Here is a 23,121-nt window from a genome sequence, read left to right as displayed (position 1 = left end):
GAGGCGCGGGGGCGATCGGTCACGCATGGCGCAACGGCATCCTTCCGCGTGGCAGCTCGACCAGATGCCTGGCCTGCTGCCCGGACAGCAGCGCGAGCTCGACGTCGTCGAAGCCCTCGTGCACGACTTGCCGGAAGACTGGCACGTCTTCCACGGCATCCCTTGGCAAAACGAGGCCAACGGCTTCTTGCAGCTCGGCGAATGGGATGTCGTGGTCGTCTCTCCGGCAGGTCATCTGGCGATCCTGGAGATCAAGGCGGGAGAGATCGACTGGACCCCCAAAGGTCCGGTGAAACACTACGCCAGCACCGGGCGCAAAAATATCGCCTCGCAATGCCGCCTGCAGCATCAGGCGATGATCCAGAAGCTGCGCAAGGCGGGAATCGACGCGTACGTGGCGCACGCCCTGGTGCTTCCCGATGCGAGCGTGCCGGCAAACGCCGAGACGGCGCATTACCCGCGCAGCCGCATCGTCGATGCCGCCGCCGTGCCGCATCTGGGAACGCTCCTCCGCGAATGGTTGCGCAGCACGCCGATCGACCCGCAGCGGGTCGCCAAAGTGAGCGCCTTTCTGCGAGACGAATTGCGCCTCGCGATCGATCCCCGCGCGTTCGCCGGCGCGCTGCGCAGCACGACCATCGCCTTGCAGGCAGGGCTGGCGAGCACGCTCACCCGGCTCGAACTGCCGGCGGCGAGCGCCTTGTGCATCCAGGCCGTCGCCGGTTCGGGCAAGACCCTGCTCGCCCGCCAGTGGCTCGAGCAGGCTAGACGCCGCGGCACGCGCTGGGGTTACATGTGCTTCAACCGCATGCTCGCCGATGCGCTGCGCGCCTCGATCCCGGAAGCGGCGGCAGACATCGCCACCTTCCACGAAAGAGCCATCTCCGCCTTGCGTCGCCAGCGCCAAACCACCGAGCATCTCGACTTCACCGATTCCCGTACCTTCGACGCGGCGGTCACGGCGCTCGCGCAGGATCGGAGTTGGGCGCAGGGACTCGACGGACTCATTCTCGACGAAGCCGCCGATTTGAAACCCGAGTGGTTCGCGGCTTTGCGTCGCAGCGTTTCCCCCGATACCCGCTGGTTGGTACTTCTCGATGCCGATCAACGGGTGCATCCCCACACCCTCGACACGGCCCCGTGGTGGGAGACGGAGCTACCGCAGGCGATCCGCTTCAGCGCCCGCGAGAACTTCCGCTCGCCGCGGGCCCTGGTCGAAACCCTCAATTTGCTCGAACTCACCGGAGAACCTCTCCTCGCACGCCACCCCTTTGCCGGCGAGCCGCCGGAATTCGAGGTCTACCCCGACGACGACCCGGCCGCGCCGCTGCGAGCCACCGAAACCGTCCTCGAGCGCTGGTTCGCCGACGGGATCGCACCGCAGGACGTTGCCGTATTGAGTTTTCAGGGGCGGGGACACAGCGCGATCCTCGCGCAGAACACGCTCGCGGGTTGCCGTGTGCGCCGTTTCACGGGGCAATTCGACGCCCAGGGCGCCCCCCAATGGAGCGAGGGCGAACTCCTCGTCGATACCGTCCTGCGTTTCAAGGGGCTCTCCGCCCCGGCGGTGCTGCTCACCGAAACGGACTGGGCCCAGTTCGACGAATCCGCACGCCGGCGGCTCTATGTCGCGCTCACCCGCGCCGAATGGCGCGCTGCCGTGGTGCTCAGCGAACGGGCGGCGCGCGATGTGCAAGCGCAGCTGGAAAAGGAGTCCTGAACCCGGCGCTGCCATAATCACGCCTGAGCGCTGAGGCCAACTGCGGGACAGGAAAAGCTGGGGCGCCAAGCCGACAGCAAAACGGGCGAAATCAGGTGGAGTCAGTGCCGAGTATCATAAAAGGACTGTTCCACCAAGGGTTATCCCGAGAAAGCTGGTTGCCCGACGCCCCTTGCAGTTAGTTTTATACAGGACAGATAGCTTCTATTTCCCCATTTTTGAGCTTCACCAAGATATTCATTGGTTTTGATTGAACATCAATGATGGTTTGTGTCGTTTTCAAGAATTCGATAAGCCCTTCCTTTTCTTGAGTTATATTTTTAATTGTCTCATAGTTCCACTTTAAAAAATCCAATTTATGTTTATTGACTGATTTATTATCTGCAATCAAAACAGACAAAGATCTTATCTTCTCATCCATTAATTTCTTTATCTTTGGTATAAGACTACCATCTTCTCCAAAAAAATCATTAATATCATTTTCCAATGACAGCATTCTGTCATCTTTTAAAAAATTCTCCTCGTTTGGATAAAACAAAAGAAGCTTCCATCCGTAGAGTCTTGCACGAATACAAAGAAATAACTGACGGTATAAGTATTCCAAATTTTTTTGATGATCTTTAATGGATTCAATTATATCATTTAACCCAAAAATATTTTTTGTCTTTATATTTTCGATCTTATTAATTTCATTTTCTATATCTGTTACAATATGGTTTTGCTTATCAAGCAAAATTGACTCGTATGATTCTATTTGGTTGCGAATATTTTCACGTGATTTTCCATGAATCACCGTTCGGGCTACTTGGTTGAAATAGTCAATAGAGCTTTTAATAGAAGAAATGCGTTCATTTTGTTGAAATTCAATTATTTTTTCTATATTTTTTGATATCGTTGAAAGTTTTTTATCGATATCAGCCAAGTGTTTTTGTGCAACTGCCATTGATATAAAAGAAAATAATACAGTCGCATTTACTATGCTGGATAGTTTATTAGGCTCTAAAAGTATTCCATGACTATTGAATAATCCATCTTTTTTGGTCATTAATCTGTATCCATCAACCCCTTTTGCCTTAAGTAGCGGTCCATCAATCACAACCTCCATGTATTTGGTTGCCGAAATTTCCCCTTTCGTTACAAGGCCGGGTATTTGTTGAATTAACATATTAATGCGACTAATATTTTCTTCCTTGCCTACATTAATCCAATTGGCATTGTGGGGCTCATGAATTAGCCGCATGGATAGTACTGGAGGCGATTCAGTTGAATCTGATAAGATAAATTCTTCATTTGATTGGATTCTATATTGAGGAACAGATAAATATTTATCATCAATCTCCTGATTTTTATTTTTTTCTGCGTAATCCATGTATTTCTTTCTAAGGCCGGCAATATGAATAACAGAAGGCACAGTTACAGAAAACGCAGGATCGGAAAAACTAAATAAAGCCATACTCCATCCTGGGGGTCCAAATACAAACCTTGTTATCAAGGTTTGATTTATAAAACTCTTTACTGATCCGATCGACGCCTTTTTCTTTGCCTCAGAAATTATCTTCTTTTTTTCATTATCGTCAAGCAAATTCCATTGTTTTTCAAAAAACAAGGTTAAAATGTTATTTTCATTGTCAACTGTTTTGCCTTTTTCATACGGAACATCAAGTTTTTTACAAACGTCAATTACAATCTCGTCATATGATGGCCCTTCTCCTCTAAACAGGTTTTTTAATGTGTTTCCCCCAAACAATCTAATTTCGTCACCAATTATTTTGTAGTATTTTGTGTGATCTGGATAGTGTTTTTTATAATCATCATTTTGTTCTAAAGAATTTGTTAATTTGTCTTTTATTAATTCTACCAATGGATCTAGATCTTCGCGAGTGCATATTGATAAAAGTGCATATAGATCACCTTTTTTAATGTCTTCTATTTTTTCTTTGATTGCGTCAATCATTTTTTTCTCCTTCGAATAAATCAAATTGAGCGATTCGATCAACTCACGCATCGTCTCACGACCCAGGAATAATGCACGACGATCGCGGATCGATGCAATCGTCCGGGACCTGACAGTCGAGGATGTGTTCGTCGATTTCTTCACCGACTTTTTTGCCAACTTCTGCTCCGATTACCGCTCCTGCGAGGGCGCCGATGAGGGCACCAGCGGCGCCACCCGCCAGTGCGCCGGCTGGCCCTGCGACCAAGCCGGCCCTTGCACCGATTTGAGCGCCGACCGTGGCGCCGGTACCTATCGTTGCGCCGCCGCCCGCAGCCCCGGCTGCGAGGCCAATAGCCGTGCCAACTCGCTTGGCGATGTTTCTTTTTTCGATGCGGTCCGATTTGCATTTCGGGCATTGCATGACGATCTCCATCACTGATTTTTTAGCACGCTGAATCTTGACTTGCCACGGGCGTAATCTCGACGTCCTTGACCGCTTCGCCCCAGCCGCGCAGCCAGCGGTGCAGGAGTTCGGTTTCGACTACGGTGGCGGTGATCGCAAGTCCGTTGGTGGTGGGCTCGACGGTTTGATCTTCGGCGAGCGGGCTTTCGACGAGGTGGCGGCCTACTGCCGGGTCGATGACGAAACGCACGCGCACGCGGCGGCCGCGATGGATGCCGAAATGTCCTTGGGCGACGTAGTCGGACAGACGGAAGTCGGAGGGATAGGGAAAACGCTCGCCGGTGCGGTGGGCTTTTTGGATGCGGCTCAGGGCGAGGATGCGCTGGTTGTCGTAGCCCTCGAAGCGGGCGACGAGGTAGAGGCGTACGCTTTGCTGCACCAGCGCGAGCGGCCAAACGATCGCCTCGCGCGCTTCGTCGCGGGCGTTGCGGTAGGTGAGCGCGAGGGTTTCTTCGGCGTAGAGGGCTTCGCTGACTTCCTCGAGCACGTCGGGGTCGATTTTGGGCGCCAGCAGGGGTTGGTTGTCGGGAATGCGGGTGACTTTGTGCAGCCAGCGGCGCTGCGCTTCGGCTTCGGGGCGGGTGCCGAGCTCGAGGGCGGCGCTCGACCACAGCGGTTCGAGCGCGGTGAGGATGCGGGTGGGCAAGAGGGCGGCGAGGTCGGCCCGGGCGAGTTGCAGGAGCAGCGCTTCGCTAGGGGTGAGCAGGGGCAGGTTGAGCCCGGCGGCCTGGGCCTGCCAGCGGTAGCCATAGGGGCGGGAGCGGGTGTCGACCTCGAGCGGAAAGCTGGCCGAGAGCGTGTCGAGGTGGCGCTGCACGGTGCGCAGGCTCACCTCGCGCCCCTGGGCGACGAGGATCTGGTGGATGCGGGTGCTGCTGATGTAGCGCTTGCGCGGGATGCAGCGCAGGATGTCGAGCAGCAGCAGGGCATTGTCCAGCGCAGGGGCGCGAGGGGCGCTCATCGTCAACCGTCTCCCAGGATGCGCTTGAGGGTTTGCCTGATGCTGTCGACGAGATCGCTTTTGGACTCGCTCTGCAGCTTGGGGCTGCGGCACAAGGGGCAAAGGGTCGGAGGCAGATCCTCGGGACGCAGGACGTCGCTCGTGGGCGCGTAAGTCTTCTTCCAGCCGCACTCCAGGCAGCGGACGGAGTAAGGGCGGGGCGGGACCGGCATGGTCTCCTCCTTTTTTTATGTGGACATGGTATCGGTTCGATATACCGGCGGCAAGGGGCGAACGAGCGTTCCGCGTTTCAGTCGCCACAGGATTCGCGCGGGCCGGTGGTGAGCGTACCCATGGCCGCGATCGCCGCGCCGACGAGGGCCCCTTGCGCGGCGCCTTGCAGGAGGCGACCCATCAGGCCGCCGCTGCCACAGCCCGCCGCGCCGAGCAATGCGCCGATGCCGGCGCCTGCCAGAGCGGCGCGGGTGAGGGTGTCTGCCGGGAGGGTGGAAGAAAAAGCAGGGAAAATCGGTTCGTGCGTCATGGTCGTGCTCCGTCGTGAGGTGAGTCCATTGTAGGGAATGGAGGCGACGGGATGTGACGCATCGAGCAAGTAACACACCGAGGCAAGTCTGGCCTCACTGCCAAGGTTTCATAAAAAAGGAATCGGCAGGGATCTGACATCTGGCAACCCACCAAAAATGGTCTTTGCTCCATATGATTTTTAGGCCATAATTGCAAGATGACTTCGGCAAGTGCATGATATGACCTGGACGGTCCTCTTTCACGATGCCTTCGACGAGGAATTCAGCACCCTGAGTGATGGACTGCAGGACGAGCTCTTGGCGCACGCCAAGTTGTTGGCCGAGTTTGGGCCGAACCTGGGGCGACCGACGGTCGACACCCTCAAGGGGTCTCGTCACCCCAACATGAAGGAACTGAGGTTCTCCTGGAAAGGGCAGCTCTGGCGCGTCGCCTTCGCCTTCGATCCCCTGCGCCAGGCCATCGTGCTCGTGGCAGGCAACAAAAGCGGCGCAGACCAACGCCGGTTCTACAAACGACTGATCCGGATCGCCGATGAGCGCTATGACGAACACCTCGACGAACTCGCCGACAGGACGAAGGAGTGATTTCATGCCAAGGACACTGGATGACATCATGGCCACTCTGCCGGAAGATCGCCGGCAGCGAATCGAAACACGAGCCCAGGAACTGGCCACGCTCAAGGACCTGCGCTTGGCCTTGCAAAAGACCCAGGAAGAGCTCGCGGCCACCCTCGGGGTACGTCAGGACACGATCTCTCGGCTGGAGAGGCGCAGCGACATGCTGCTGTCGACCTTGCGCCACTACATCGAAAGCATGGGGGGTACACTCGAGCTGGTTGCCAAGTTTCCCAACCGACCTCCCGTCGTGATCGAACACTTGGGAAAGGGGACGACGGACAAGGCCAGCAACGACGAAGAGGCCACCGTTTAGCCGGAAGAGCGTGACGGAATCATTCCTTCAGCCTGGCCACCGGGCTCAGTGCCAGAGGGCCACGGACGAAACGGGCGACGTCTTGCATTGCCTCGGCTTCATCGGCAGCGGCCTGTCGGGCAATGTCGGCCTCCGTCGTAGCATCCACCCGTTCGGGATCGATGCGCCCTGTATTCAGCGATTCGGGAATTTCGGGGTCAATCCTCATGCGTACGATTTTCATAAAAAAAACCGCGCAATCATACTTCGATTCTGTCTGATGCAAACGATGTGTTGACGGATAGATTGCCGGGCAACCGTCGGGTATCTTGCCAAGGAACAGGCGGATTCCGGCCACGAGGGGTAGTGGGCAAAGATCATCGCGTCTCCACGACTGCCTTGCAGATTACCTTGCCGTTGCTGTCGACAATGGCGGGGACGAGCACTCGGGTGATCGTCTCGCCAGTGGGTGTGGCAAGGATGCGCTGCTGGCAATTGTAATCGAAGGCTGCGTCGGGGCTGGGGCGTTCCAACCGAAAAGGGCTCTTTTGCCAATTGTAGTTGTACCAAGTGAGTGCCATGTGCAGAATTTCGATGCCTTCTTCGTCGGTGATGCCGTGTTTTTTGGCTGTTTCGGTCAAAATCTCGTGCAGGCACTCGATGCTTCCCCACTGAGCAAGCACGGCGACGGCACGGGCGAGGTCGGCCCATGCGTCGCCCAGTCCTTGCAGCCCCAGGCGGCGGGCGGCATCAGGATTTCGGGAAAGCCAATTTCTCAATGCGGCGAGTTCGGCGGGTTTGCTTTCCTTCTGCAGCCTTTCGAGTTGTTGGTCCCTTTTCTTCAGCGCTTCCTCGAGCCTGCGATTCTCGCTTTCATAGCTCGAGAGTTTCTCTTGGCAAGCCGAGATCTGCGCATTCTTGTCGCTCAGGTCTCGTTCGTTTTGTTCGATGCGCGATCTGAGCGTAGCGTTTTCTTCGGTCAACGCTGTCATTTGGCGCTGCAGCGCTTCCCAATTCTCTTTCGCACGCTGCTCCTCCACCGCTGCGTTCTGATTCATGGCGATGATGGCCGAACCGCTTTCTATCGCCCCGCGGCGCTCGTTACGCCCCTCCTGATTCGTGGCGATGTTGCGGATAAGTTCGCGCAGCGGCTCATAATGTTCGAGCAGCAGGCGCAAATCGCCTGCCGTCAGCCATGGAATCCATTTACAGTTTCCGGGCATTTCTTCCCATTCTTTCCGAAGATCATCCAGCCGATTTTGCGGTTTTTTGTCAGGTTCCATCAGTCGGCAGCCTCAGCGTGATTTCAAAGCCTCGAGGTCGAGCCGAATGTGCGGCGCTTGGTCGCTCGGCGCATCTCCACCCATCCCGAGGGCGAGCTCAATGACACCAGGTGCGACCGGCCGCGCCCACAAACGCTGGCCGGGCTCGGCTTCGGGCAGGTGATAGCGGTAGAGGTTGAGTTCTCCGTCGCCTTCACGCATCTCGCCGCGGGCGCGCAGGCTTTGCGTATAGCGCAGGTTGAAGACCCCGTCGGCCACCGCACCCAGTTCGTGCCATTGACCGTAGGGGCTTTCCGGTGTGAGAACGGGCTGAAATACACCCCGGCGCAGGCGCCCGACGAAATAGCGAAAAGGCGCCTCGTCGTGCTGGGCACGCACGTGATCGATGAGGAGCACCCCATTGCCGGGTGCAAGGCGCAACAGCCCCAGCGCTACGCCGGTCTTGGCCGTAGGTGCGTAGACATGTTCTTTGTCCATCGGCAACGGCGCATGGACAACGAGTGAAAACGGCACCTTATCGGGCCAAGTTTCGGTGATAAGCGCTTTCCAGTCTTCGCTGTCGGTTGTGAACAGTGCGCGCACGTGGCGCGAGTGGCTGGCGTTGCCGGCGAGCAAAATATGAACTTCCGGCACCTCCAGCGTGCGGAAGGCACGTGCGAGTTCGTGCAGAAAAACCAGCACGCCGGTACGAATGCGCGTGCGCAGGTAGGCGTCGAGCGCATCGGCGTCGAGCCTCAGCGCCACTTCTTGCTTTTGGTTGTTTGCGTCGAGAAGCTGAATTTTGAGTTGAGGCTCATTGAACCCGGCGTCCTTTCCTTCCCAGAAATTTCGCAAGCGGCTAGCCACCAACACAGTGTTGGTCTGCGCTGCCTGCGTGGGCTGCACCAGGCTTTCATCGCCGGGGAAAGGCTGGGCGTCGAGCGGGCGGGTGAAGTGGATGCGCTTGGCGCGAAGCTGATCGAGGTTGGCACAGAAGACTTGGTAGGCGAGGTGCTCGAGCAGGTTCTCTCCACCGAGAAACGCGTCGCCCGCCGAGGCGATGTGTTCGAATACTTCCTCGTAGCCTTTGTCTACTTCTTCGGGCGTGGCAAGACGCCACAGGCCGTAATCGAAGTCGGCCGTGCCGCCGCCAAAGTCGAACACCGCGTAGGCGAGCCCTGCCTCGGTGGCCGCAAGACCCAAATGCGGCAAGGCCGCGGCCGCATAGGCCGCCGGTTCGCTGGCGATTTCCTTGACTTGGAAGTCGACGAGCGCTTTGCCCTGGTCGATGAGCGTCTGCGGCAGACTGCGCTGCAGCCCGCGCGCGAAACTGGCGAGGATTTTTTCTTTCTGCGCGCGTTCGTACTTGATGGGAAAGGTGAGCAAATATTCGAGAAACAGCCCGCGTCCGCGCCAGTTGATCGCCATGCCGAGCTGCCAGGCGTAGAACTCGATGGGGTCGAACGGGTCGTCGGGCGATACCTGCAGCGGCTCGCCGCGCACCGGCCGGCGATCGGTGAGTGGCGGAATCTCGACTTCCGTCCCGTGCAACCGGTCGGTGAGGCGCAGGCGCGGCGCGCTGGGGCCGCGCAGCGCCCATTGCTTGAGCTTGGGCAGGATGCTAGTGAGCACTTTGGTTTCGCCCGGATTGTCGCGCCACGCCGCGAGCGCTTCGTGGCCGACGCGCATCCAGTCCCAGTCGTGTGCCGGACGATAGGCCGTGCGCGTCCATGTTTCCCTGAAAGTCGGGAAGTCGAGGCATTCGACCACGGTGGGGTTTTCAAAGTGCTGCGGCTCGATCGGTGCGTAGTAATCGCGTGCGCCGATGCGCAATAGTGCGTTTTGCGTGTCGGTCTGCACCGCCACCACGGTACTGGCTGTGCCGAAGTCGATCGCCACGGGGTAGGATTTGAGATCGCGTGCCGGGTTGCGGGCGACCAGTTGCCAGCGGCGTAATTTGTCCGGCGGCGCGCCGTGGAGTTCCCACAAACCGCGCTCGGGGTCGGTCAGATCTTTCTTTTCGAGCTTGGGAAGTCGGCTGGGGCGGTAATCGATCTCGGAAAGGAGCGCAAAGGCCGGATGAGGCGCAAAGGAAAAAACGCGCCCGTCAACACGCAATGATTCGCCGCGTTCGGCAAGCAGGTGCATGAGTTGTAGCAGAGTGAGGCTGCGCCAAGCCACGCCCGATTCTTGTTGCTGTGGTGTGAGGAACGATGCCTTACCGTCGGGTGTGGCGAGCTGCCATTGCTTTTCAATGAGCAGCAGAGCAAGACCGGAGAAGCCGCTGCGCTCGAGCGCTTCTTTACAAACCTCATGGACGGCAAAAATATAGCCGGATTCAGATAAATCAATTTCCCTCCATTCTCCATTGACGTCTACGCGCCATGGGTCTGAAAGCCAAAAGTAACTCTCTGACCCATCCGCGGTTCGAAGTAACCTATTTTCCGTCCGGTTGGGATTACCCTCGCGGGTGTTAAACGCTTCGAACTCCTCGTAAGTCGGCAACCGCCAGTTTCGACAACCGGCGTGGGTGGCGCTTTCGAGTGCCTCAAGGGCTTTATCTCGCGAAAGTTCCAAGGTGACTACCTGATTGCTCCACAGAAGTCCCGTGGCGGTTTCCAGCGTCCCCAGTACTGTTCCCTGCCACGACTTGAGTATGAGAAAGGGGTTCTCTTTGTACAGGGATTCCAGTTTGCTTGGCTGTACGCCATAGCGCACGTGTTTTTCCGTGTCATAGACGGCGACAGGGGGCTGGTCGGGAGCCGGCAGGATTTCCCAGTACCGATGCTGGGTGATCACGTAGGTGAACTCGGTCTCGATGTCGGCCAAGGTGTTCAGGATGCTCTCGGGGGTGAGGTCTTGCAGGGTGAGGGGCGTCATCAGTCATTCCTCGCTCAATAGGCGTTCGATGTGGTGGGCGATTTCAGGGCGGGGTTTGAGTTGGGGGGCGACGCTTCTTACCAGCTGCACGAGGGCGCGTTGCACTTCGCGCGGAAGGGCGAGGAATTCGCGCTGTTTTTTGCGCACCACTTCCGTCGAGGGTTCCGCGTACGGCGAGGGGATCTCGAAGGGCTCGACGCGCCCGATGAGGAGCGCGAGGTCCGCGCCGCTCAGGGTCGAAAACACGTGCGGGTAGAGCGCGGGCAAGAAGCTCAACAGCGCCTCGCCTTCGGGCAAGGGGCCGCTGCCACGCTGCGCTTCGAGCGAGGCGCAGCGCTGCTCCAGCTCGCGCACTCGCCGTTGCAGCGCGCTGTCGTCGGGGTTGGGGGGCGTTACGGGCGCAGGCGGCCACGCCGGTTCGCCCCACAGCCGTTCGGCGATGAGCGGCAGCAGCACTTCGTCGCGCCATACGCGGGCTTTTCCGGAGTCGGGCAGAATGTCCCGGAGGGTATGGCAGGGGGAGGGGCGATGGCGTTCGGCCTGGGCGAGCAGCGGTTCGAGCCACAGGACCTGCCAGTTGCTCACCTGGAGCCTGGTGAGGGTGGGCGATAGCTGTTCCAGCAGTGGGGCCGATTCCTCGTCGCTGAGCACCTGCACGGCAAAGGAGGCAAGGTGGTTGGTTGTGCCCACTTTGTCGTCGATTTCCCTGAGCACGGCCGTGAGGTCTGCGGCGCTCGACAAGTCGAATACCGGTTCGCCCCATAACTCGCGGGGTTCCCATCCCTGATCGGGGTCATGGAGGACCCAGGCGGCCTGTTTGCGATGCAGCAGCAGGACAATGGTGGGGACAAGGGCGGATGTTCGATCCATGATCTATTTTTACTCCGTTCGCAATCTATCTTGCAGAGTATAAAGCGCCTCCCGCAAAGCGGTTTTGCTTTGGTCGGGGTGAAGTTCCTGGTCGAGGGCCAAGAGACGGTCTTCGATTTCCAGGGCCTCCACCCCACCGAGCCGGCCGGTGAAATAGGCGATGGCGCCGGCGAGCAATTCCCCGCTGCGCGACAGTTGCAGGAGCTTTTCCGGCGTGAAGTATTCGATCGCGCGGGTGACGAGCAGAACGAGTTCGCCTTCCTTTTCCCGCAGACCGAGTTTGTCGAGAATGCCGTGGCTGGCGATGGCCAGGCCGGCGAGCGCACGACTGAGCGGATCGCGCTCGATGCGGGGGTCGATCTCGAAGCGGCGAAGGGCGTCGAGATAGTCGGCGAAGTCGGCAAAGCGATCTTGAGTGATCCCTTTTTCGGCGGCTTGCAGGGCCCGCTCGCCCAGTTCGTCGAGGTGCTCGTCGGGCCTGAAAATGCCGAGCGCCCGACCCACCTGTTCGAAGACGGTAACGACGGTGTTCAGAATCGTTATCCCCTTTTCGAGGTAGGGCAGGAGCCTGGGAAGAATCGCGACCAGGTTTCCGGCCATTGGACCCAGGATGGCAAGGGTATTGGCGAGCGCTGCCAAAGTGCTGGTGAGGACAGGAATCACTGCGGGGATCATTGCGTTGCTCCTTTGCGGATCAGGTTTTCCAGGTTCTGCGCGGTGGTGTCCACCGTGCGCCAGAGCTCTTGGCGCACCTCGTCGGGGTTTTTCTCCGGCTGGGTCGCGTGTTCGAGATCGACCAGGGCATCCTCGATTTCCAGTGCTTCCGCTCCGCCAATGCGTTTTTCGAAGTAGGCGGCGATGGCGTCGATGTCCAGCCCGCCGTCGAGCAGCTGGCGCAGGCGGGTGACATTGAAATACTCGGGGTTGGCGGCGTGCAGGGCAAAGATTTCCGCCATGCTGCCCTCGCGCAGACCGAGCTTTTCTTCCATCAGGCGACCGGCGATTTCCAGCCCCTTGGCGGCTTTTTGCTCGAACGACAATTCCTTGGATTTTTCCGGATCGATTTCGAAGTGGCGCAGGTGCTCGACATAGGATTCGAAGTCGGGAAAATTCTCCGGCACGATCCCGGCTTCGTGGGCTTGCAGGGCACGCTCGCCAAATTGCTCCGCATCCGGGTCGTAAGGTTTGAAGAGTCCCAAGGCACGCGCCAGATCGCCGGCAAAGCGGGTAATTCTTGAAAGAATGCTGCCGCCGATATTGATGCAGGCTTCGAGACCGCGACTGAGGGCGTTGCCGACCCAGCTGGCGGTGCTGCCCAAGGCATTGCCAATCCAGCTTGCCGCGCTACTGAGGGCGCCGCCGATGAAACTGAAAAACCCCATGTTCATTGCTCCTTTCAGAGGGAGAGGATGACGTTCCTTGCGATTTCCCCTTCGAAGATTGCCCTGCCTTCCGGTGAGGTCACGATGCCGTGGAAAGCTTCCAGGTCCTGCCTGAGTGCAGTGATCGCTTCGGCAAGGATTTTCTCCATGAGGCGCATCGTGGCTTGGCTTTTGGTATAGCCGGAGACATCGAAGAAAAGCGCCGTGAGTGCGCTCGCAAGTTCAGAATCGCCGAGCCCGGTTCGTGCCTTCAGGTCGGCAAAGCGCGCGGCAAAATGATGCTGGATCTTGTGCCGTTTTTCTTCTTCCACCTTTTTCTGGTCCGGATCTGCCGTCCGTTGGGAGTAAAAGGCGGACAGCATCGCATTGAGGAGGGGGATTCCTTTTTCGGTCAGCAGGTTGAGCCGGTCGATGGCGTTCGCGGCAGGATGGGCGGAAAGCCGGGGATAGAGCCTCGCGCGCTGTTCCCACAAGAGTTTGCGTCCTTTGGCACGAATGGAGTCTTCGCCGATTTCGTCGCGCGAGGTGTCGGTATTGGCGTTCACCTTGACGCGCACCGCCGCATGCCAGCCGCCGCAATAGACCACGGCTTCGCCCGGCTGCAGGAGCGGCAGGAAGTCCTTTTGTTCGTCGGAAAGGCCCATGGCATCGCCGATGGTGTTGCGATCATCCGCGGCAAAGAGGCGATGCACGATCTTGGTGTGGGTGTTTTTGATGACGTCGGGAACGAGTTTGTTGGGAATCTGGTCGGCGATGATGAGCCCTTCGTTGTATTTGCGCACTTCGGCCAGGAGGTTGGCGAAGGTTTCCACACCTTGTTTCTTGGCGTCGGATTCGCCCGGTTCGGGGCGTGCAAGGAGCCGGTGCGCTTCTTCGACGAGGGTGAGGTGGCGGAAGTTTTTATCGCGCGCGTGGCGGTGCTTGACGGTTTCCGCAAGGCGCTGGAGGATGAGGGCCATGAAAAGCGCTTTGTCCTGCTCGTCCTTGATTTCGTCGAGCTCGATCACGACGTGTTTGTCGAGCAACTGGTTGAAGTCGAGCGAACGGCGGGTGTTGATCATGCGCCCTTTGGTGCCCACGGTGAGATCCTTGAGGCGGGATACGAGGGAGCCGCGGTATTTTTCTTCGAATTCCTTGCCCATGCCGGCCGATCGGATCACCCCGTCGAGTTCGGCGATCATTTCGGCAAAGGTAGGCCACGCTTGGGCATCGGATGCCCAGGGATCATCGTAGAAGAAGTTTTCTCCGCTGTGAATGTCCCAGCCTTTGTTTTTGTAGGCGTTGATGATGGCCTCGGCAACGATGTAGGGCATCGAGGCTTCCATCGGAAAGACGGCGGTGAGCGTCGCCTTGAGGAGGTCGATGTGGCCGGCCAGGTTTTCCTGCGGGGACACCAGTTCGAACGGGTTGAGGCGAAAGGGCGTGAGGTCTTCACGCCCGAGCACATAGGTCTCCAGATCGGGGCAGAGGGCATGCAGGGCGCGGTATTCCGTCTTGGCGGGTTCGATGACGAGGAAGGGAAGACCGGAGTCGACCAGGAGTTTCATGCAGGTGGTGGTTTTGCCCGCGCCGGTGACGCCGCTGATGAACACATGCTTGTTGAGGTCGTCCTTGATCAGGCGGACTTGTTTGTATTCGAGCGGCCGTCCGTGCTGGACGATGTTGCCGAGCTGGATCACGGCGTCGTTGCCCAGGCCGTCGGCCGGGGTGTTGAGGGCAAATTCGACGCTTTTGCGGACCTTGAGACCGGGCAGTTCTTTCGCCGGCAAACCGGCGATCAGGGTGAGTTCGCGCGCCGTGAGCCACGTGGCTTGCCATACGGTTCGCCTGGCTGGGTCGTGGGGAATGCTCTGCGCCAGCTCGTTGATCAGACCCGCGTCGGGGGGAATGCGCAAGGCGTTCAGGCGCAACGGGGACAGCGTGGGCGAGACCTCCTGCACGTGCAGGGGCGTGAGCGTGGGTTGATTTCCCTGGAAAATCGACAGGACGCTGCTCTTGAGCCGATCGTAAGTCGCCTTGTGGTTCGCCCGAAGGTACAGGGCCGTGCGAAACATGCCTTTGCTGAGACCCTGCTGGAAACGGGGAATGAGCTGTTCCCCAACGTGTTTGTGCAGCTCTTCGGCGATCTTGTTGCTACGCTCGCGGGTGTACGCGATGCCTTCGGTTCGATTGACCGATGCGGTGGTCGATTTCGAGCTTCCCTGCGTGTCACTGCGGCTCGTTCCCGTGGTTACCGATTCGTTCGTGCCCCAATTTTTGGTTTGCGATTGGCTCGTGCTGCGCCCCGAGGAGGAATGCGATTCACCGCTGCTCTCGGAAGTGCCGGAGCCGAGTGTGTTCGAGGCGCCTTCGTTTTTTCCGAGCGTCTGGGAGCGGTTGTCTCCGGTGGTCGTGGAGTGGCTCGTCTGGTCGGATTCCGAATGACCGATGGAAATATTTTCAGATCGTTGCACCTGATCTTTCTGGTAGAGGGAAATCTTCGTGGCCAGATCATAGAGGCGATACAGGGTGTCACGGTTTTCCTCTTCGGAGGAGGGCTCGGCCACGATGACCAACTGCCAGGTTTCGCCGAGCATGCTGTTGACCAGGCGCTCGATTCCCTGAAAATCTTCCTCTATCTGGCCGCTTTCCTCGTTGAACGAGGGGACGCCGGTGGCGATGCCTTGATACTTTGTCTCGCTGCACACCCTATCGAGGCGTGGGTCGCCCTCTCGCAGCGGTTCGAGGTTTGCCCCGAGGAAGTTGCCGCAAAAGGCATTGTGCAACATTTTCGCCAGCTCATGCAGTTCGTCATTGTTCCGTTTTTCGGTGGCTACGCCGAGGTAGAACTCGACGCCTTCGGGGGTTCCGGAGACGAGATAAATCAGCCGGCTGTGCGCCTTGTTGAGGCTGGCGAGCACGTTGCCCATGGCCAAACGGTGGTGTACCGCCTCGCCGGCGCTGATTTCGCTGATTTTGAAGAGCTTGAATCGGGTTTGCTCTGCGGTGACAGGCTCCGGGGTAAAAAGGGAGAAGTCGGGTGGCGAAAAGGATTTATTGATCCAGTCTGGAATGGAGGCGGATTGGATCGGGACGGATGCGCTCAAGGCAATACTCCTTCGATTCGTTCGGGGGCTCGAACATCGGGCAACAGAATTATCAGGCATGACGGGTGTGATTTCTACTTCCCTGAGCGCTTTGCCCCGGCGGCGCGGCGCTTCGGCTTCGGGATGGGGGCCGGGTTCGAGGGGCGGGAGAGGAGGTAGGGAAGATCGGTTCGTGCGTCATGGTCGTGCTTTATCGTGCGATGAGCCCATTGTAGGGAATGGGCACGACGGAATGTGACGCATTGCGTGACGCGGCGCGATGATGGAGGTGGCTTGCAGTGGAAATGAAAAACGCCCGGCATCTAACCGGGCGTTTCGTTTCCTTTCCGTGAAGGGGCGGGGAGGTCAGCCGCAGGTGCCGACCGCACCGCAGGCGGTGCAGAAGTCGCAGCCGTCTTTGCGGATCACGGCGTAGTTGCCGCATTCGTTGCAGCGCGCGCCTTGCATGAGCTTGGGATCGCGCTCGTCGCGCGGTGCTTCCAGCAGGCCCATTTCGCGGATGGGGAATCCTCGTTCATCCAGGATACCGAGCATGGCGTAGCGGTGGATGATGAGGCGGGCGAGGTAGGCCACGGTGCTGGGGAAGTTCTGCTGGCGGCGATCGCCCGGCACGAAGGCCATGAAGTCGCCCAGGGGCTCGGGGTAGTTGAGGAGCTTGCGCAGCTTCATGCCGATCCAGGCCGGGTCGATGACGCGCATGTCGAGCGACAGGATCCGGGTGAGACCGTCGAGCGAGCGCGGATAGTGACCGGCAAGCCACATGGCGTAGGGTCGGGTCATGGGGCCGGCACCGTCGGGCGAGGGCAGGGTGATCTCTTTCAGGCCCAGGATGAAGTCGTCGCCCGTGGTCGGGTTCTGGATGTCCACCGTCCATGAGAGCGTGCCTTCCGTGCCGGTCTTGGGCTCGTGGCGGCTGAAGAGGCTGTCGAGCACGGGGGTGTCGCCGAGGTGCTCGAAGGCGCCGAGCCGCTCGCAGCGGTAGCGCACCACCTGACCAAAGGCGGAGACGACGCTGGGGAAGCGCTTGGGCTCGCCATGCGGCGGGAAGGGCATGTCGAAGGATTTCTCGCCCACGACCTTGGCGAGCTCTTCGAGTTTGAGCTGCAGCCAGCCGCGGTCGTTGGCGCGCATGTCCATGGAGAGCGTCTTGGCGACCGCGCCGAGGCCGCGGGGCTGGTCGGCGCCATTGACCCAGACTTCGAAGGGGAAGGCGCCGTGTCCGTTCTGGTCGATGTGGCCGACGAAGAGCGCGAATTCGCCTTCCGGGGTTTCGAGCATGTAAGTCCAGGCGGGATTGCCGTCGGGCAGTTTCGGCCGACCCGGCCAGCGCAGGCTGGAGAGGACCGGCGCGGGCAGTTTCTGGATGGACAGGCGCCGGTTGGCGTCGGTGAATTCGAGCTCGCTCGTCTCGGGTGCCTTCTCCTTGGCGGGCTCGACCGTGAGGATGGCGCCGACGACGTTGTTGGGCCGGTAGGTGGCTAGCCCCTTGAGGCCGGATTTCCAGGCGAAGGTGTAGAGGTCCTGGAAGTCTTCGTAGGGGTAGTCTTCGGCGACGTTGACGGTCTTGGAGATGGAGGTGTCGATGTAGGGGGCGACCGCCGCGACCATGGCGGCGTGGGCCTTGGCCGAGATCTCGAGCGCGGTGACGAAGGCCGGCGGCAGGTGTTCCACGTCGCCGCCCAGGTGCTTGTAGAGGCGCCAGGCGTGGTCTTCGACGCTGTATTCCTTGAAGGTGCCGTCGGCCATGCGCTTGCGCCGGGTGTAGGTGTAGGAGAAGGGCGGCTCGATGCCGTTGCTCGCGTTGTCGGCGAAGGCGAGCGAGATGGTGCCGGTAGGCGCGATGGACAGCAGGTGCGAATTGCGCAGGCCGTGCTTGCGAATGAGCGCCTTGAGTTCGGCGGGCAGGCGCGAGGCGAAGTTGCCGCCGGTGAGGTAGAGGTCGGGGTTGAAGAGGGGGAAGGGGCCGCGTTCCTTGGCGAGTTCCACCGAGGCGGCGTAGGCCCGGTCGCGCATGTAGCGCGAGATCTCGGAGGCGGTGAGGCGCGCTTCTTCGGCGTCGTAGCGCTTGCCGAGCATGATGAGCGCGTCGCCCAGACCGGTGAAGCCAAGGCCGATGCGCCGTTTGCTCATGGCCTCGCGCTGCTGCTCGGGCAGGGGCCAGTGGGTGACGTCGAGCACGTTGTCGAGCATGCGCACGGCCACGTCGATCACTTTGCCGAAGGCCTCGAAATCGAAGCGTGCTTCGTCGGTGAAGGGGTCACGCACGAAGCGCGTCAGGTTGATCGAACCGAGATCGCAGCAACCGTAGGGGGGAAGGGGTTGCTCCGCGCAGTTATGAACGTAGAGGCCGTTCGCATCGAAGGCGTGGACCTCGGCCACCGTGACGTCGAACACGGGCTCTTCACCCTCCGGGACGAGACGGTGGACGGTGGCGGTGAAGCGCTCGCGATTGGGCGTGCGCACATAGGCATCGAGCAGGGACTGCAGCCGTGCGGCTTTTTCCGTGTCGGCAAAGCCGATGGATTCGGCGAAGCGGGCGACGTTGTCACCGCTGATGATGAGTTCGTGAAGGGCCTGGGTGTCGTAGGCCCGCTCGCTGCCCCGACCGTCGGGCAGAATCCGCAGGCCGGCCGGGCGGCGGTTGCGATACAGACGCGAGGCGATGCCCAGGCGCAGCAGCATGCGCTGGACGGTGCGCAGCCGTTCTTCGTCGGTTTGGGTCAGCCGTATGCTCACGCCTTTGTCTTGCGCGCCTTGCACCGAGCCGTCGGCGTCGAAGAGGCCGCGCAGCAGGCCGCGGTAGAAGTCGCTGGAGCGGCGCTCCACGGCGGCGGTGAGGCACTTGTTGCCGGGAGTCATGCCGAGTTCGAGGGCGAGACGGCGCAGGGCGCCGGAGGCGAGGCGGAATTCGCCGCGCCCAAGGATGGGGCGTTGCCAGCCTTGAAAATCGGCCCGGTGCGGCAAGGCGCGCGCCGCGGTCTCGGCGGCTTGCAGGATGCCGGCCGCGCCGACGGACGGAAGGGCTTCGCCGTTGGCGGTGAGCCGCAGCGCGGGATCCCAGACGCTGAGGACGGCCTTGTCCGTTTTGAGTACGCCGTCGCCCACGAGCAGCCCGAGGAGGTACCCTTCGTCGAAACTGCCTTCGCCCTTCCAGCCTGGCAGACGGCGGTGATCGTGCAGCACGATCCGATCGCCCGGGGCGAGTTCTCCGGCCTTGACCCATTCGGTCTGCAGGCGCTCGCGCGTCTTGCGTGTGACGCGGCGTACGGGATGGTCGGCGGTCAGGCGGAGCTGATGCCCTTCTTCGGTCTCCAGACGGAACACGGGTTTGATGCCGGTGGGGAAGAATCCGGCCGATTCGGTGGGATAGGTCTTGCCGTCGACTACGGCGAGGAAGGGGCGGCCGATGAGTTCGTGCACCTGGCGCGCGCCTTCGCTCGTCATCACCCAGGTATCGGCGGTGACACAAGGATTGGTGGCCTCGATCGTTTCGCAGTAATAGAGGTTGTTGTCCTGGTTGATGCGGTCGATGAAGAGCACGCCTGGTTCGGCGTGGTCGTAGGTCGAGCGCATGATCTGGTCCCAGAGCTCGCGCGCGCGTACCTTGCGATAGACCCAGAGTTTGTCTTCGCGCTGGTAGGCGCCGGCGGCCTTGATTTCGGGGCCGGGCTCGGCCTTGTGCACGAGTTCGACCATCTCGTCGGCTTCGACCGCGCGCATGAAGGCGTCGGTGACCGCCACGGAGATGTTGAAGTTCGACAGATCGCCCTGGTCCTTGGCGTGGATGAAGGTTTCGATGTCGGGGTGGTCGCAGCGCAGCACGCCCATCTGTGCGCCGCGCCGCGCGCCGGCCGATTCCACTGTTTCACAGGAGCGATCGAAGACGCGCATGTAGGAGACGGGCCCGGAGGCGTTCGACTGGGTGCCGCGCACGAGCGCGCCGTGCGGGCGGATGCGGGAGAAGTCGTAGCCGACGCCGCCGCCGCGGCGCATGGTTTCGGCCGATTGGGCGAGCGCCGTGTAGATGCCGGGGTAGCCGTCGACCGATTCGGTGACGGAGTCGCCCACCGGCTGGACGAAGCAGTTGATCAGCGTGGCCTGCAGCTGGGTGCCAGCGGCGCTGTTGATGCGCCCGGCGGGGATGAATCCGTGTTCTTGCGCCCAGAGGAATTTCTTTTCCCAGGCGGGGCGTTCTTCTTCCTTTTCCACCGCGGCGAGCGCCCGGGCGACGCGCCGGCGCACGTCGGAGACAGTGCGTTCATCGCCTTTGGCATATTTTTCCAGGAGGACCTCCGTGGAGATCTCCTGCGGCGGGAGGTTGTCGATGGTGGGTTTGGTCGTGGTTTTTTCTTGGCTCATCGGAAGGCTCCTGGGCGTTTCGTTGGAGCGAACTATAGCCCAGAAATGGTGTAAACGCAAAAAAATAAAATTCAATAAAATCAATTGGTTGTAAAAAATATAGTATCAAAGAGGTTTTGCGAACACAACATTTAGTATGATAAATGCATCAGATGCGGGGGATATCGCCTTGTGGACAAGCGCTTACGGCGCGTTTTTTCAGTTGCGGAGAAGGTCGAGCCTGTAATGCATTTTGAGTAGTTTCTGGAGGCGTTCGACCGTTTCCAGGGCGCTGCGAAGCTCGGCGCGCTCGAGTCGTCCGAGCGCAGAGAGGGGAAGGGTGTTGCGTGGGGGGTGTCCGGCGGCGAGGTGATCGAGTTGGGCGCGCAGTCGTAGTCGGCAGAGGAAGGCGAAAGCGGCGGCGAGTTCACGCGATTCGGCACTCGGGATTACGTCGAGCGCAGCGAGCCGCTCGAGTCGATTGAACGTGTTGCCCTCGAGCGCTTGGTATTCGATGGCGAGGATTCGCACCCCGTCGGTGATGGCGAAGATGCCGGCTTTTTTCAGGTCGATCGCCCCTTCTTCGGGGGCATTGGCTTTGATCCGGCCAAACCATCCCAACGGTACCCTGAAGCGTATCGAGTTTTGTGCCATACGTGCGAGTGCGATGGGGTCGGTGCGGACGTGTTCATAGTAGGTCTGACGCAGCGGGGTGGCGAGCGCGGCGTTGCCCGCGAGCGGCTTGAGGTCGGCGAGCATGCTGGCGTTCATCAAGTTGGCGGGCGTGGGGACGCTCAGCCAGTTCCGGATGAGCGCGCACCATTCCTGTTGTGTACGCCGCCATTGCGGGTTGCGCGTCATGATGCCGCCCGGGCAAGGGGGGATGCCGATGTCGAGGAGGCGTTGAGTGAGCGTTTCGCCGAAAGCGGCAATGGCGGCGAGTTCTTCGGGGCTGCAGTCGTCGGCCTGGACGAAGGCGTTGTCTTGGTCGGTGGCGAGCGTTTGCTCACCGCGTCCCTGGCTGCCCAGGGCGAGGAAGGCGAGCCGATGCTGTAGGGCGGGGTCGGGCAGGGTGAGTTCGAAGACGCGGCGGGCGATCGCGTCTTCGAGATAGGCGATCACTTCGACGAGCTCGCGGATGGGGGTGCCGGCGCGGGCGAGGACCTCGACGAGGCGCTGTAGTTCGCGTTGTAGGGTGGCGAGGGAAGCGAAATCTTCCGCGTGTTCGATGTCGAGCGCGAGTTGGTGGGGCGAGTGGCGTTGCAGGCGCAGCAGGTCGGTCTGACTGAGGATGCCGACGAGGTGCCCATCGGCGTCGGTGACGCCGAGCCGGTGGATGCGATGACGCGCCATGAGGTAGAGGGCGCGGTGCAGCGGCTCGGCTTCGCCCACCGTGACCAAGGGGGTGCTCATTATCCGGTCCACGGTGAGCGTGGAAGGTAGGAGGTTTTCCGCGACCACGCGGTTGCGGAGATCTCGGTCGGTGAGGATGCCGAGGGGTCGTTCGGGGGTTTCGGCCACGACCAGGCTGGAGATGCCGAGCGCCTGCATTTTGCGTGCGGCAACGTCGACTGTGGTCTGGGGCGGGCAGGCGTGGACCGTACCCGAGCACCAGCGCCCCACTGGTTGAAACAACGCGCTTTCTTCGCCGACCATGATCGTCTCCTCCCGTGCCGTCATTCTATCCGGGAAGACTCTGCCCTAGGGTAGACTTGCCGCTTCCGGGTGGCACGAGAGGTGGTGTGCGTTGCAAGAAGGTGATACGCTCGACGAGCGCTTCATGGCGCTCGCGCTCGCGGAGGCCGGCAAGGCGTGGGCTGCGGGCGAAGTGCCGGTGGGTGCGGTGGTGGTACGCGAAGGCGAGGTGATCGGGCGCGGCTTCAACCGACCGATTTCGAGCCGGGATCCGACGGCGCACGCCGAGATCGTGGCCTTGCGCGAGGCGGCCCAGCGGCTCGACAACTATCGGCTGCCGGGCTGCGTGCTCTACGTGACGCTGGAGCCTTGTCTGATGTGCGTCGGGGCGATGCTGCACGCACGGCTGGCAGGCGTGATTTTTGGCGCGCACGACCCGAAGACGGGGGCGGCGGGGAGCGTGATCGATCCGTTTCGTGAGCGGCGGCTCAATCATCATACGACGGTGCGTGGCGGCGTGGCTGCCGAGGCGTGCGGGGCGCTGCTGCGGGCCTTCTTCGCCGAACGGCGCCTTATACGCAAAAAGGAGCGAGGGTGTTGCTGATCGTGGCGCTCGATGCGCAACGGCTATGGTGTGTGGATGATGGGGTAGTGCTGGCGAGCTATCCGGTGTCGACGGCGGCGCGCGGCGCGGGCCAGCGTCGGGGCAGCCTGCAGACTCCGCTGGGGTGGCACCGGATTCGCGCGAAAATCGGCGCGGGGGCGCCCTTGGGAGCGGTGTTCGTCGGGCGCCGCCCGACGGGCGAGATCTGGACGCCGGAACTGGCGGCGGCGCATCCCGACCGGGACTGGATCTTGACCCGCATTTTGTGGCTGTGCGGCGAGGAGCGTGGATTCAACCGTTTGGGTGAAGTCGATACGATGCGCCGCTACATCTACATTCACGGTACTCCGGATCCGGTGCCGCTGGGCGTCCCCGGCTCGCACGGCTGCATCCGCATGCGCAATGCCGACGTGGCCGAGCTCTTCGAGCGGGTGCCCGTGGGGACGAAAGTGTGGATCGTGGCGCGGGCACAGGAAGCGGAAGGGGTCGTGTCCGCAAGGTCTCTTCTCCCTGAATCCGTGGTCACCAAAGTCGAAACCTTTCCTGTGAG

General features: G+C 60.4%; 18 protein-coding genes and 1 pseudogene. 6 read left to right on the top strand and 13 right to left on the bottom strand.

The features are described from left to right. Positions 1-25 precede the first annotated feature (25 nt). Entirely contained in the window at positions 26-1,720 is a 1,695-nt protein-coding gene (locus GV368_RS04015; RefSeq protein ID WP_169115588.1) for a nuclease-related domain-containing DEAD/DEAH box helicase, read from the top strand. A 184-nt stretch (positions 1,721-1,904) separates the two neighbouring features. Here the strand turns inward: GV368_RS04015 and GV368_RS04010 are convergent, their stop codons facing one another. Continuing rightward, a complete protein-coding gene (locus tag GV368_RS04010) occupies positions 1,905-3,674 on the bottom strand; it encodes a hypothetical protein (RefSeq protein ID WP_169115587.1) in 1,770 nt (589 codons plus the stop codon). Between the two features lie 25 nt (positions 3,675-3,699). Here GV368_RS04010 and GV368_RS04005 point away from each other — a divergent pair, with 25 nt between their 5' ends. Further along, entirely contained in the window at positions 3,700-4,095 is a 396-nt protein-coding gene (locus GV368_RS04005) for a hypothetical protein (protein WP_169115586.1), read from the top strand. 4 nt (positions 4,096-4,099) lie between these two features. On the opposite strand, the gene GV368_RS04000 is transcribed toward GV368_RS04005, so the two are convergent. The 3 genes from GV368_RS04000 to GV368_RS03990 all read right to left on the bottom strand — a co-directional run bounded on the left by GV368_RS04000 (position 4,100) and on the right by GV368_RS03990 (position 5,603). Further along, the gene (locus GV368_RS04000) at positions 4,100-5,080 is read right to left on the bottom strand and encodes a helix-turn-helix transcriptional regulator (RefSeq protein WP_169115585.1); all 981 of its coding nucleotides are present in this window, start codon (positions 5,078-5,080) and stop codon (positions 4,100-4,102) included. A 2-nt stretch (positions 5,081-5,082) separates the two neighbouring features. Then, complete coding sequence (locus GV368_RS03995) at positions 5,083-5,292, bottom strand: FmdB family zinc ribbon protein (RefSeq protein WP_169115584.1); 210 nt, start codon at positions 5,290-5,292, stop codon at positions 5,083-5,085. 77 nt (positions 5,293-5,369) lie between these two features. Then, entirely contained in the window at positions 5,370-5,603 is a 234-nt protein-coding gene (locus tag GV368_RS03990) for a hypothetical protein (RefSeq protein WP_169115583.1), read from the bottom strand. Between the two features lie 220 nt (positions 5,604-5,823). Between GV368_RS03990 and GV368_RS03985 the strand changes: the two genes are divergently transcribed. Together GV368_RS03985 and GV368_RS03980 are read left to right on the top strand one after the other, a co-directional pair. Beyond that, positions 5,824-6,189, top strand: coding sequence for a type II toxin-antitoxin system RelE/ParE family toxin (locus tag GV368_RS03985; protein WP_169115582.1), 366 nt, complete (start codon positions 5,824-5,826; stop codon positions 6,187-6,189). Between the two features lie 4 nt (positions 6,190-6,193). Next, positions 6,194-6,535 carry a helix-turn-helix domain-containing protein gene (locus tag GV368_RS03980; RefSeq protein WP_169115581.1) on the top strand — a complete coding sequence of 114 codons (342 nt, stop codon included), beginning with the start codon at positions 6,194-6,196 and terminating at the stop codon, positions 6,533-6,535. 19 nt (positions 6,536-6,554) lie between these two features. Here GV368_RS03980 and GV368_RS10985 read toward each other — a convergent pair whose 3' ends face one another. The 9 genes from GV368_RS10985 to GV368_RS03935 form a co-directional block, all read right to left on the bottom strand. Further along, positions 6,555-6,872, bottom strand: coding sequence for a hypothetical protein (locus GV368_RS10985; RefSeq protein WP_178086734.1), 318 nt, complete (start codon positions 6,870-6,872; stop codon positions 6,555-6,557). 19 nt (positions 6,873-6,891) lie between these two features. Beyond that, entirely contained in the window at positions 6,892-7,797 is a 906-nt protein-coding gene (locus GV368_RS03970) for a coiled-coil domain-containing protein (RefSeq protein WP_169115580.1), read from the bottom strand. Between the two features lie 12 nt (positions 7,798-7,809). Further along, the gene (locus tag GV368_RS03965) at positions 7,810-10,656 is read right to left on the bottom strand and encodes a hypothetical protein (RefSeq protein WP_169115579.1); all 2,847 of its coding nucleotides are present in this window, start codon (positions 10,654-10,656) and stop codon (positions 7,810-7,812) included. 3 nt (positions 10,657-10,659) lie between these two features. Then, positions 10,660-11,526: a hypothetical protein gene (locus GV368_RS03960; RefSeq protein WP_169115578.1), complete on the bottom strand. Its 867-nt coding sequence runs from the start codon at positions 11,524-11,526 to the stop codon at positions 10,660-10,662. Positions 11,527-11,535: 9 nt separating this feature from the next. Then, a complete protein-coding gene (locus GV368_RS03955) occupies positions 11,536-12,201 on the bottom strand; it encodes a hypothetical protein (protein WP_169115577.1) in 666 nt (221 codons plus the stop codon). Then, the gene (locus GV368_RS03950; RefSeq protein ID WP_169115576.1) at positions 12,198-12,908 is read right to left on the bottom strand and encodes a hypothetical protein; all 711 of its coding nucleotides are present in this window, start codon (positions 12,906-12,908) and stop codon (positions 12,198-12,200) included. The genes GV368_RS03955 and GV368_RS03950 overlap by 4 nt, the downstream gene beginning before the upstream one ends. A 14-nt stretch (positions 12,909-12,922) precedes the next feature. Next, complete coding sequence (locus GV368_RS03945) at positions 12,923-15,994, bottom strand: ATP-binding protein (protein WP_169115575.1); 3,072 nt, start codon at positions 15,992-15,994, stop codon at positions 12,923-12,925. A gap of 345 nt (positions 15,995-16,339) precedes the next feature. Next, on the bottom strand, positions 16,340-20,353 hold the full coding sequence (locus tag GV368_RS03940; protein WP_169115574.1) for an LAGLIDADG family homing endonuclease: 4,014 nt from the start codon (positions 20,351-20,353) through the stop codon (positions 16,340-16,342). Positions 20,354-20,551: 198 nt separating this feature from the next. Then, positions 20,552-21,988, bottom strand: coding sequence for a putative nucleotidyltransferase substrate binding domain-containing protein (locus tag GV368_RS03935; protein WP_169115573.1), 1,437 nt, complete (start codon positions 21,986-21,988; stop codon positions 20,552-20,554). Positions 21,989-22,079: 91 nt separating this feature from the next. Here GV368_RS03935 and tadA point away from each other — a divergent pair, with 91 nt between their 5' ends. Further along, entirely contained in the window at positions 22,080-22,571 is a 492-nt protein-coding gene (gene tadA / locus GV368_RS03930) for a tRNA adenosine(34) deaminase TadA (RefSeq protein WP_221929140.1), read from the top strand. Then, a pseudogene (locus GV368_RS03925) lies at positions 22,571-23,029 on the top strand (L,D-transpeptidase family protein); the annotation flags it as partial. The gene tadA and the pseudogene GV368_RS03925, both read left to right, overlap by 1 nt. Between the last annotated feature and the right edge of the window lie 92 nt (positions 23,030-23,121).

The organism is Tepidiphilus baoligensis, assembly GCF_012911495.1.
Lineage (GTDB): Bacteria > Pseudomonadota > Gammaproteobacteria > Burkholderiales > Rhodocyclaceae > Tepidiphilus > Tepidiphilus olei.
Note: the sequence above shows the minus strand (reverse complement) of the source record. Positions and strands in the feature narration are given on the sequence as shown.